Source organism: Chryseobacterium sp. WLY505 (assembly GCF_030846215.1).
GTDB lineage: Bacteria > Bacteroidota > Bacteroidia > Flavobacteriales > Weeksellaceae > Chryseobacterium.
In genome coordinates, this window is record NZ_JAVCWI010000010.1 from 96,699 (window position 1) to 109,637 (window position 12,939).

The window sequence follows — 12,939 nt, forward strand, 5'->3', positions numbered from 1 at the left end:
TTAATCATTACAGCTTCTTTGTACACATTTCCATTCAGTACCATTGTAAAGCTTCACACATTTATCCTGAATATCGTACAGAAGCATTCCTTCTTTCGGTTCTGCGATGGCATCTCCAGGCTGCGGAGTCTGGCTTACATGCTGAACTCTGGTAATGACAAAACCTTTATTTTTTGATTCCATAGCCAGAAATCCATTAGGAATATTTTCAGGCCACGAATCGCTTTTCTGCTGTACCGTAATTCCGAATTTGGTATATCCGTCTGGTGTCCCTGAAATTCCGGGCTTTGTACAAAACCCATCGATCTCATCAATAATCAGAGGAGCATTTCCACAACTTGATTTATCTTCGGATAACCCTTCAGGCCAAAGAGAAGGACACATGGCTTTAGTTGCATTCGGTCCACAGAAACTGGAATTTCCCATTCCTAATCCTGTTACGGATCCCATCACAATCGCTACGATCTGGCTGTCATCGCTGATAATGGAAGCTCCACCTCCACCACTTACGTCTGCTTTTGCAATACAATATGCCCTTCCGGTAGAAATACCTACGTATTCAACAGAAGGATAGGTGGTAGACTGCTGGGTAAAGGTTCCACAAATTTCTACTACACTGCTCGTTCCCATCTCAATAACCGAGGTTGTTCCGGGATAAAAACCACCAAATGACGGGTCTTCCTGAATCACTGATCCTACAAGGGATAGAAAAGACTTCGCTCCTAATTTAATTTTTGAATTTTTCTGAGATCCGAAAGTTCCTACTTTCACTGTTCCTGTAGACTTAACACTTGCTCCATCACCAATTTCCAATACTCCATCTACCTGAATACTATTCGATTGCAATTGTCCGGATTGAATGATAAGGGTTGCTCCGTTCGGGATGCTGATATTGGTACTTACACTAAGGGTTCCGTTGAGGCAATAGGTATTTCCGCTTGTGATCGCCTGTCCGGTATAAGGAATACACTGCGCATAAGTCATTGTACTGAAGACAAGTATCAATAAAAAAGATATTTTTTTATTAATATTTAAAAAAAATAGGTTATTCATATACATTTATAATACTTTAACAAATTATTACTGCTTAAATAAAAAATATTTAAATTTTCAACATCATCGTCCCCACTAACAACAATTAACATACCAAACAACTGTTTAATTTTTTCATTTTTATATGATATTTAACCCTGATATATTATTGCCGGCGCTATCAAAAAACACTTATAAATGTTACACCACAGCAAACCAGACCTTTCAAATTCTGTTTATATTCAACACAATTATTTTTAAAATTTTATATTTCAGGTCGTGTTTTCGCTCTGTGTTTAATAGAAATAATTCTGCACTTGTTGATATAACAGGTACATCTTTTATACAACAAGCCACTCAAAACATAGCCTGTTTTAAATCTTCGCAGTTTTTAACTGAATACAGCAATAGATAATCTGAATAACAGACGTCCGTTCAAATTCACATTAAAAACCGTAAATTTGCAGCATGAATAACGATACGATATGTGCACTGGCTACGGCCAATGGAATAGGTGCTTTAGGCATCATCCGTGTTTCAGGAAATGAAGCTTTATCTGTAGTTCAGAAAAGTTTTCCGGCCAAAAATCTGGAAAAACAGAAATCCCATACCATTCATTACGGTTATTTTATGGATGAGGAGGAAGCTATTGACGAGGTGATGCTTTCTATTTTCCTGGCTCCGAAAAGTTTCACCACTGAGAATTCTGTGGAGATTGCTTTTCACGGCTCTCCGCATATCGGAAAACGTATTCTGGAAACCCTGATCAAAAACGGGGCGAGAATGGCTAAAGCAGGAGAATTTACTCTTCGTGCTTTTATCAACGGCAGAATTGACCTTTCCCAGGCGGAAGCGATTGCTGATGTGATTGCTTCTGAAAATGAAGCTTCGAGAAAAGTTGCGATCAACCAGCTGAAAGGAGGAATTACCAACGAAATATCTGTATTAAGAACGGATCTTTTAAATTTTGTTTCTTTAATTGAACTGGAACTTGATTTCGCGGAAGAAGATGTTGAATTTGCTGACAGAAGTGCCTTAAGCGGATTATTGGATAAAATTGAAGTCAAACTAAATTCTTTGATTGAAAGCTTCCAATACGGAAATGCCATTAAAAACGGGACCGCCGTTGCCATCATCGGAAAGCCGAATGCCGGGAAATCCACGCTACTGAACTCTCTTTTGAAGGAAGAAAGAGCGATTGTGAGTAATATTGCAGGAACAACGAGAGATACCATTGAGGAAGTTCTTCATATTAAAGGCCATGCCTTCCGATTAATTGATACTGCGGGACTTCGTGAAACAGTGGATGAAATTGAAGCAATCGGGGTGAAAAAAGCTAAAGAAAAGGTAGAAAACGCCAATATTCTGGTGTATCTGGCAGATGCTGCTACTGAGGATTTTTCTGAGGATATTGAAATGATTCAATCCTTGTTAAGAGAAGATCTGAAGCTGATTATCTGCGCCACAAAAATTGATGAAGTGACTCCTACCAAATACGAAACGGTAGAAGATATTTTCAGAAATGCGATTTCTCATGATTTTGATTTTATTAAAATCTCAGCAGTGGAAAATCAAAATATTCAGGATCTGAAAAATGAACTTTCCTCTTATGTGGAACATTTAAAAACTGAAGAAAATAATGTTGTGATCACCAATCAACGACACTTTGAAGCCTTAAGAAAATCCATGGATGCTGTTGATAAAGTGAAAGAGGCTATTTCTATCCAGATCTCTACGGAATTATTGGCGTATGAACTTAGAAATGCCCTTGAACATCTTGGAGAAATTTCCGGAGAGGTTACCAATGATGAGGTGCTGGGGAATATTTTTTCTAAGTTTTGTATTGGGAAGTAGATCCAACCATATTTTGAGTTTAAAATATAAAACAGCCTTTTTTGAGGCTGTTTTTTTATTTATTAGGGTCTATTCACCAATGTCTGACGCTCTCCCAAGTCTGCAGCCTTTAGAACTTTTTGCTAAAAGAAACACCGTTAATATTTTAGCTCAAAATATAGCTTCTATTACAATATGGTTTCCCGTAAAGGAAAATGAAAAAATATCATTTAATTCGCATTTGAAAAATATTATAATAACTGCAACTATATAAGGTACATTTTATTATCTTGTATATAAAAAACTTAACCTTGACAACTACAGAATTAGATTTATTTCTTACAAGAATTACAGTAAAGATTAATAATCCTGATAGCGATGAGACTATTGGAACAGGAATATTAATTAACCAAGAAAATATTGGTGATAAAATTTATTTTGTCACCGCTTCCCATTGTTTGTTTGAAGACGGAGATATATTCAAAATTCTGAGAAAATCTTTAGAAATAAAAGTATATAATTATGTAAGTAAGGAATATATCTCGATAAAATTATTTCCTCAAGAATCATTTTTGTTTAAAGATGTTACTAAAGATATTGCTGTAATCATAATCGACAAATCTGAAATTGAATTTAGCATACCAGAAATAAAAATTATTAAAGAAAGACATTCTCAAGAGAATTTTATTGTTAAGGGATTTCCGCGTGCTACAAAAGGAAAAGAAATCGACACTATTTATCCTATTTGGAAACAAATAGAACCAGAATTGAAAAGATTTAATCTGGAATTGAAAGAAGATTATTCAGAATACAATTTTAATGGTTTTTCTGGAAGTGGAGTATTCGTTAATATCAGCAATGAAGTTTTTCTTTTAGGAATTTTAACTCGATTTCGAGCCGAGGAAAAAGGGAAAGTGATTTATTGTCAATTTGTAGAAATGATTGATGAGATTTTACAATCTAATTATTTACCAACTTTGACATATTCTTATATCGGTGAAAACGGAGTGACTCAGAATTTTTTCAAGAAAAATGTAGAGAAGTCAATATCAAATCTTAGCGAAAGATACAGCGAAGAACTTAATTTTAAATTACCGATTGCCCATAGATTCAATGAGTTGGCAAAAGACAATATCTTTAAAAAGAGAATTCTAAAAATATTTGACGAATGGCTAACAAACAGAAATATTAAGAAATCGAAAGATTTAACTGAAATTCAAGATATTGAGAATCAACTAGAAAAATTAAAATGGGAACTAATTGAATGGGAGAAACAAAATCCTATCTCAGTGAATAACAAAATTGATTTGGATTGGTTTTTTAGAGATTTAGATTTATTAGACGTAAATATTTCTAAATTAGAAAATGATGTTCGTGAAAAAGGCTGGGAAGAGCAAAAGAAACCAAAAAAGGATAATAAAAGAAATCCTTATGAAAAGCAACTTTCAAGATTAAGAGAAATTGAGAATGCTAATTACGAATTAAAATCTGCTTTTGATAATAACGTCATTTTAGAGTTAGCCAACAGTCCTATTTTGATTGTTAAAGGTGCTGCTGGTTGTGGAAAGTCTCATTTATTAGGAGATGTTGCTAACTATAGATTAAAGAAAGATTTACCTACATTATTGCTTCTTGGTCAGCACTTCACTAATTCGGACGCGTTAGAGAAAAACATCTTACGACAATTGGAGCTTGAGGGCAATTTTTCCGATTTTTTATCAACATTAAACAATATTGGAGAACAAATAAATTCTCGGGTTCTAATTTTGATTGATGCAATTAATGAGACTACCAGTGGAGAAATAATGTGGAAGTCTCAGATTGTCGGATTAATAACTCAAGTTTTAAAATTCCCATTTATTGGCTTAGCATTTACAATTAGAGATACTTATTGGGATTATACATTACCAAATGATATTTCTAAATTTTCTACAGTAATAGAACACGAAGCATTTAAAGGCAACGAATATAAAGCTTTAAAAATGTTTTGTAATTTTTATGGTCTTGAGCAACCTAATTTTCCAATTTTGTCTCCAGAGTTTTCCAATCCACTTTTTTTAAAATTGTGTTGTTTAGGAATCAAAAATTCTGGACAAAAGAAATTTCCAAGTGGATTTAACGGTATCAGTGAAGTCTTTGATTTCTATGTCAATTCGATTTATTCTAAACTGTCAAATAGGCGAGAATACAGATTAAGGACCAAAATCGTTTGGGATGCAATCAATCTTTTTTCAAAAGAATGTGTAAACGATGAAGACCGACATTTAAACGTAGAAAATGCAATAGAGTTATTCAACAAAAATTTTCCAAATACTCCCAATCTTCTTTTGGATTTAATAGAAGAGGGATTGTTTATCAAAAATATTAAAAGATATTACAGAGATGAAGATGGCAAGAGGAAGAAAGAAAATGTAGAAATAGTATATTTTGCTTACGAAAGGTTGGGCGATTTTCTTATTGCCGATTATGAATTAGAAAGTTATGCAAATATTGAAGATTTAAAATTAGCTTTTCAAAAAGATGGTAAGTTTGGAAAAATTGCTAATGATTATTACAATGATGGTCGAGGAATATTGGAGGCTCTTTCGGTAATTATTCCAGAAAAATATTCGTTAGAATTATTTGAGTTATATAATTGGCTTTTTGATGATTTTTTTGTTCTTGATGGAAAAGATTCAACTGATGACAATCACGATAAATATGTACTAAGATATAATTGTAAAAACATAAATGACTTATTGCTTGATAGTTTAAAATGGAGAAAAGTTGAAAGTATTGATGATGAAAAAATAACCAGTCATTTTCAATCAAAAGAATTTAGGATACTATTGAACAATGATTATTTTTTGAATACAATTATTGAATTATCCTGTATTGAAAATCATCCGCTAAATAGTGACAGGCTCTTTAGAATTTTAAGCCGTACAAAGATGTCTGATAGAGACGGATTCTGGCAATATTTCATTATTGGTCATTCAAGAAAAGATAGCGAAGACAATACACAATCGGTAAGAAGATTATTAGATTTTGCTTGGCAACCAAATATTTCCGCCACTATAAATGATGAAACTTGTAGATTAGTAGCACAAACCTTAGTTTGGGTTTTAGCAACGACAGATAGAGTATTGAGAGACCAAGTAACAAAAGCACTAGTTAATCTTCTGGAACAAAAACCTGCTATTCTACTAACAATTCTTACTCGATTTAAAAAGGTGGACGATTTGTATATTTTGGAGAGACTTTATGCTATTTGTTACGGAGTAGTTTTGAGGACAGATTCGGAAGAAGGAATTGGGTTACTTGCACAATATACATACAATACGATTTTCAAAAGAAAAAATCCACCAACACATATCCTTTTAAGGGATTATGCAAGAAACATAATCGAATATGCACTCTATAAAAATTTAAAAATAAAATTAATTCCTGAGTATATAAGACCGCCTTATCACAGTAAAATACCTAAACTTCCAATAGAAAGTGATATTGAAAAATATAAAGGTAACTACGATAGCAAAGAATTTGAAAAAAATCCCGAAAATGTTCGACTTTATGGCAAAGCGTATACATCTACAATGACTTGGGATTTTGGTAGATATGTTGTAGATAACAAAATCGACGATTTTTACCCTATAAGTTTTACACAAGAACCAATTTATAAAGAATATATTAAGAGTCTTTCAAGAGAAAGAAGGAGCATTGTTAAAATCTATGTGAAAAATTTAGAAGAAAAAGAAAAATTTAAGGATAGAGAATATACCATAACTCAACAACTTGGTAAAGAAAAATTTGAGGAATTATTAAATAGTTTCGACCTAATGAAAGACAAATTGGACGAATTTATTGAGGAACACTTTGAAGATGAACAAAAAAAATATATCAAAAGAGAAATACTTCCATACTTACTCGATAAGCAAAATCAAAAATCAAAGTGGTCTTATACACACAATCTTGATTCAGAACCATTCAAAAGATGGATTGTTGAACGAGTCCATAAACTGGGTTATAATGTGAAAAAACATGGAGAATACGAATTACTTTATACAAATTATAGTGGATATAGTCGATCGCACAGCATCGAAAGAATAAGTAAAAAATATCAGTGGATTGCTTTGTATGAAATTCTAGCGATGATTACAGACAATTATAAAATGCGAACTGGAACAAGCCGAACAACCCCTTATGAATTTTACAAAGGAGCTTGGCAAAATTATTTAAGAGATATAGACCCTGCATATATTACCCCTGATAATGAAATCGATGATGAAGAGGAAGGTTATGAAAACGAAAAATATAATTTCGAGCCTGACCACGAGAAAAAATGGCACGATGATTCAGAATATAAATATTGGGAAAACATACCATCAGAATGGGTAATTTCCACAGCGGATATGCCGAAAATGAAAGACGTAATTAATAAAATTGATTTTTACGGAAACGAATGGTTGCATTTACAAAAATATGTAGAATGGAAAGAGCCTAAATCTTTTGGGCAAGATAAATATGACAGAGAAAGAAAAGAATTTTGGTATCTTATACAAGGATATATCTGTAAAAAAAATGATAAAAATAAAATTACTAAATACTTAAAAAGTCAACATTTTTGGGGTAGAAGAATGCCGGAAAATATTGATGCTTTAAGCACATTAATTAATCGAGAAAAATTTTGGTCGCCCGCTGATATAGATGAAACCAGAAGTAATAAATTTAAAGAATGGGTTAATATTCCTGATACAAAGTACAAAATAGTAGTGGCAAGTACAGGAGCAAAAGGACGAATGGAAGAAGATAAATCAAAAGCAAATGAAATATATAACATTCCTTGTAAGACTGTTTTTGAAGGCTTAAATTTAAAATATTCGTCAAAAGATGGAGATTTTAAGGATAATACTGGAGAAATAGTAGTTACGAATAGTAGCAGTAAAGGAGTTCTTATTAGGAAGGATAAATTAACCGCTTATTTAAATGAAAATAATTTAGAAATATTTTGGACTGTTCTTGCCGAAAAAATTGCGAAAGTTGATAAAAGTTCAATGGGTAAATATATGTTTGGTGAGTTCTCGGGTGTTTATACACTAGATAAAGGAAATATTTTAGGAGATTTAATTTTAAAAGAAAAACGCTAAAAACTATAATTATGGAAATTACATTTTATCAATCTGAATGCGGGGATGCTGCAAGATTATCATTTTTAGGAAGTGATAATGAAATTCATAATATTTTTATAGATTCTGGTTATGAGCGTACTTTCAGAGATATTATAAAAAAAGAGATTATAGAATTAACTCATAAAAATGAAAAGATAGATTATTGGATTATCTCTCATATCCATGATGACCATATTGGTGGTGTAAAGAAATATATTGATTATATAACAGATGGAGAAATGGAAGACATAGTTTCTAACTGGATTTATAATGCTCCAAGATTCTATAAATCAGATTCGTCAGATTCTTTTTTAGTAAGTAATGCAAAAAGTATTGGGCAAGGAGATATACTTTACAACTATTTGAAAAGTATTGGCAAGATGGAAGCTGTTGATTATATAACTGATTCTAAATCAATAAATATTGCAGGTCTTAATATTACTTTTTTATCACCAACCATTGCCAAACTTAAAGATTTAAGAAACAAATACAGTATTTCTAAAATGGAGGCTTTTGAATCAATAGAAGATGATTCAATAAGTGAAGCTGTTGGTATCGTTAAGAATGATTATCAAACAAAAATTTTTGATTTTAGTTTGAAAGATTGGAAAGAAGATGATAATATTGAAAATGGTAGTAGTATTTCATTTCTAACAGAAATTGATGGTAAAAATATATTATGGCTTGCTGATTCTCATCCATCAGAGGTAGTAGAATCACTGATTAATATTGGATATTCATCGAAAAATAAAATAAAATGTGATTGGGTAAAAGTAGCTCATCACGGAAGCAAAGGAAATAATAATAATGAATTATATGATTTAATTGAGTGTAATAATTATCTTTTTAGCGCGAATGGTGAAAATAGGTCTAAACTTCCTACAAAGGAATGTATTGCAAGAATTTTGAGAAATAAAAATCGAAATTTAAAAAATAGATACAAATTATATTTCACTTATGATAATGATACTCTGCAAAGCATTTTCCAGAGCGAAGAAGATACAATATATAATGATTTGAATTTTGAAGTCATTTTCTTAAAAGAAAATCTCAGTAAATTTAATCTGTTTTAAAATAACAATGATATATATTTTTAAAATTTTTGGTTACATTCAATGAAGAAATTAATACAATGAAAAATTATATAGTAACAATAATTTTCGTAGTAATTTATCTACTAATTATATTTTTGCCTTTAGAAGGTATTGCTTTTATGCCTGACATATTTGATTTTTCTAAATTAAATTCTCAAGACTATTTTGGATTAATAATTGGAGCAGTATCATCAATTTTTGGTATTATGATGGCAGTTATAATTTTGTCGGTCGAATTTTTTAAAGAGAGAATTACAAAAAATAATTTTGTAAATCCGATAGAATTTAAAGATATCCAAAATGCAATATATCTCTCTGTAATAATCATTTTTCTTTCTTTTTTATCTTATCTTATTATAGAGGATTTTAAAACTTCTAGAAATATCACAATTGGGTATTATATTGGGGTTCTATTTCTTTTATATATTTTTTCGGTTTTTCCATTCTTTAAGGAACTTGTCGATAGAAGTAGTCAAATAAAAGGAGTTTTGGAACTTGCCAATTCTTTAGTTGTAGAGGATTTTGAACAAGCCTCAAAATATAGATTCCAAAAGCATAGTTCAGAATTAAATTTTATTAAAATTAAAAAATCTGTTGATTCTTATATTATCGAAAATAAAATTGAATCTTATGAAACCGTCAATGACAAAATTTTAGAAAAAACGTTTGAATTTATTGGTGATGGGGCGGATAGAGAAACATGTGATAATATATTAGGAGCTTTAACATGGTTATGGAGAGAAAATTGTAAGACGGCAATTAGGTCTAATGATTCACAATTTTTTAATACTATTTGGGATTCAATAAATAAAATTTATCAACATTTTGCAGATAAAAAAATAGAATTATTACATATACAAGAGATTCATACATTTATTTATTTTGATTTAAAGTCACTTTATAAGTATTTTAAAAATACCCTTTCATTAAGTAATGCTTTGGATGTTATTGAAAACTCATTTAGAGTAAATGTTACTAAAAATTGCCCTAAGCAAGAAGATATATGGGATTTGATAATAATGTATGAAAAAGATAGTAGAATTGATTCAAATTTTTCAGCATCATCAACTTGGGATGGTATTATTGATATTGTAAAATATATAAACGACATTCAGAATATTGCTATTGAATTAGGTGACCGAGAACTATTTGAGGAATGTAATTTGAGATTAGATGGAATATGTTCACATATTATTTATGAATACAATAATTTAGGGTCATATCAAAAAGGATATTTAGTTTGGAATATATTAACAACTAGCTATTATTATTCATCAATTGCCTTAGAAAAAGGTTTGTACAAAGATACTTTGGACTGCTACAAAGTTTATAAATACTTAGTAGAAAGTATTATTGAAGGAGAATTATTGGGTGAAAGAGATATTAGAGTTATTTTAAGAAATTTAGGAAATAATTTATTTGAAGCATTAAAATATAAAAAACTTCACTCAGATAATAACTACGGGACGTTTAGTGATTTTTACAAAATAGGTATTCACTCCATTAAAAAATACCATGACTCTGACTTAAATAAAAATGTAGTTGATTATTTTATTAGTTATTTGATTTTTTGTAAAGAGTTCATTGAAAACGAAGGATTGGATAATTATGTTCAAGAGTATAATTGTGTTAAGAAAGCAATATCACATTTTATAAATATTGCAGAAGATTACGATAATTTTAAAGAAGATGAGAATCCACTTAAAGAATGGAAGACTATTTTAGAAAATTTTCAAGAAATTAAATTAGAAACTCCTTTAAATTTTAAGTGGGAAATTAAATAAAAACTACATGGAAACATTCAAACTTCTAAAGCCTGTCCATTAAGGAATTATTTGGAGATGTAAAAGCACTCTACAAAATCTCAGCTCTCCGAAGTCTCGTGACTTTGGAGTATATATTATAAAGGAAGACTTTATTATCACCCCAAAGTGAGGAGACTTTGCTAAGTGAAAAATATAATTTTAAATCATTTATTCTAAAGGAGAATCAAATAAAAGATTTTTCATAACACCAATTGTAAGCATCACTAAAAAGAAGAGTAAAAAATAGGTAAAGAAATTGACAAGTCGTTTTCTATTGTCATGATTTTCCAGTGTATTGGTATTATAACTATTTACAAAACTTCTTAGTCCTAAAGTAAACACAACAATAATTGATGTAAATGTGATATAAAGGATAATAGATTGCTTTAGTTCAAAAAAGAATAGGATTACTAAAATATCTATTAATGCAATGATCCAACTTAATTTAAATATTTTAAATGACGATATATTTTTTTCCAACATTAAAAATATGGAATTTGAAAATATAATGATAAGAAGTATTATTTGTAAAATTGTATTCATAAGATTGAGCAATTCAAAAATTAATATAAGAAAGTATTTGGGAAAGTGAGCTTTATATTTATACCCAAGCCTACTCCATTTGCAACCTTTCCTGAAGCATCCGATCTTCAAAATCAGGAGACTTTGCATAGCAGACTTCAAAAATAGCGAAAAAGGGTAATTTCCCGATAATAGTCTACACGGTAACTTTATCAAAAAATAAGTACCATGGACACAATTATTAAAAAACTATCAATTTTAAGTGTACTGATTTCACTGATGAGTTTCTGTTCCTTCCTGTTGGCTCAGGTTTATCCAATCGGACAGATGTTTTTGACTACTTATGGTCAGTCTTTTACCATGTACAATACAGGAGTGATTGTTCAGGATGGCAATCCGGGAAATGCCGGCCAGGCCGTATATGATCAAACCGGAATTAATTATTTACTCTTGCCGTCTGCCGTTCCTTACCAAAAGGCTTTTTTCCTGGATTTTAATAAAAATATTATAGAGTTGGATTACAGATATGGATACCGCGTCGTGGGTTATTCTAATATTCCTGTTCCGCCACCGCCGGTTATGTATCTACCAAAGCCTATCTATGATAATCAAATAGGAATTGAAACAGCTGACGGACTGAGACCATTACCTACCCAGATTATTGACGAGCAAAGACCTTTTGGGGATGTGATGATGACAAGTGAGCAAAAGGCAGTAGACTGCTATAAGAATTCTTTGAATTTTGATGGCTCATTAAATCAGACGAAATTCGGGGACTGCATGGTAACGAATATGGCTGGTCAGAAAGAACTTGAAATTTATAAATGTGCCAAAAACTCAGCAACCATGGAGGAACAGAGTCTTTGTATGCTCAGTATATTAGGCGGTTCAAAAGAAAAGCAGATTACTCAGGATATGTTGAAATGCTATAAAGAATATGGTGGCAATTACGAAATGTATCCCCTTTGTTTCGCTGATAAAGTAAATGATCCTGAACTCAAGCAATTAGTTTCCTGCTTTAAAGATCAGGCTAACAGTGGTGAAATATCTTTTATGGGAACTGCCGTGTGTTATGGAGCAAGTAAACTTAATCTGAATACAGAAGCCCAGATAGCCGTTGAGTGCGCGGTAAGTACCGGAGGACAGCCTTATGCATTTGCAGGCTGCGCAGGCGGCCAATTGACTTATCGTGAATTAAATAAATGTTTAACAAACGGTGTAGGTGGTGATAATGGATGTTTCGGAAAAAACAATACCATCGTTAAAGGATTAAATCAGATTGGAGATGCTTTAAAAGGTCAGTTTGGTCCTAATAACGACATCGTCAAAACATGGAATACTACCGTTCATGATTTACAATATGGTCCCGGGAAAAATCATGAAGCAGTAAAGGTGGTCAGAAATATAAGCAACGAACTGGGAAAAGCAGGAACTAATGTAGCCAAAGAAATAAAAAAAGTAGTTCCGAAAATAAAAATAAAATGGTAATGAATACATTAGATAAAA

6 protein-coding genes are annotated in these 12,939 nt (G+C 31.2%); 5 read left to right on the forward strand and 1 reads right to left on the reverse strand.

Annotated elements, in window-relative coordinates:
- Complete coding sequence (locus tag RAH34_RS18290; protein ID WP_306597073.1) at positions 1-1,005, reverse strand: hypothetical protein; 1,005 nt, start codon at positions 1,003-1,005, stop codon at positions 1-3.
- Positions 1,006-1,500: 495 nt separating this feature from the next.
- On the opposite strand from RAH34_RS18290, the gene mnmE reads away from it, so the two are divergent.
- The 5 genes from mnmE (at position 1,501) to RAH34_RS18315 (ending at position 12,921) form a co-directional block, all read left to right on the forward strand.
- Positions 1,501-2,886 carry a tRNA uridine-5-carboxymethylaminomethyl(34) synthesis GTPase MnmE gene (gene mnmE / locus RAH34_RS18295; protein ID WP_306597074.1) on the forward strand — a complete coding sequence of 462 codons (1,386 nt, stop codon included), beginning with the start codon at positions 1,501-1,503 and terminating at the stop codon, positions 2,884-2,886.
- Between the two features lie 290 nt (positions 2,887-3,176).
- Positions 3,177-7,991 carry an AVAST type 2 anti-phage system protein Avs2 gene (avs2, locus tag RAH34_RS18300; protein WP_306597075.1) on the forward strand — a complete coding sequence of 1,605 codons (4,815 nt, stop codon included), beginning with the start codon at positions 3,177-3,179 and terminating at the stop codon, positions 7,989-7,991.
- 11 nt (positions 7,992-8,002) lie between these two features.
- Positions 8,003-9,085 carry an MBL fold metallo-hydrolase gene (locus RAH34_RS18305; RefSeq protein WP_306597076.1) on the forward strand — a complete coding sequence of 361 codons (1,083 nt, stop codon included), beginning with the start codon at positions 8,003-8,005 and terminating at the stop codon, positions 9,083-9,085.
- Positions 9,086-9,144: 59 nt separating this feature from the next.
- Positions 9,145-10,890 (forward strand): hypothetical protein, encoded by a 1,746-nt coding sequence (locus RAH34_RS18310; RefSeq protein WP_306597077.1) that lies wholly within the window; start codon positions 9,145-9,147, stop codon positions 10,888-10,890.
- A gap of 771 nt (positions 10,891-11,661) precedes the next feature.
- Positions 11,662-12,921, forward strand: coding sequence for a hypothetical protein (locus RAH34_RS18315; RefSeq protein ID WP_114819235.1), 1,260 nt, complete (start codon positions 11,662-11,664; stop codon positions 12,919-12,921).
- Positions 12,922-12,939 lie beyond the last annotated feature (18 nt).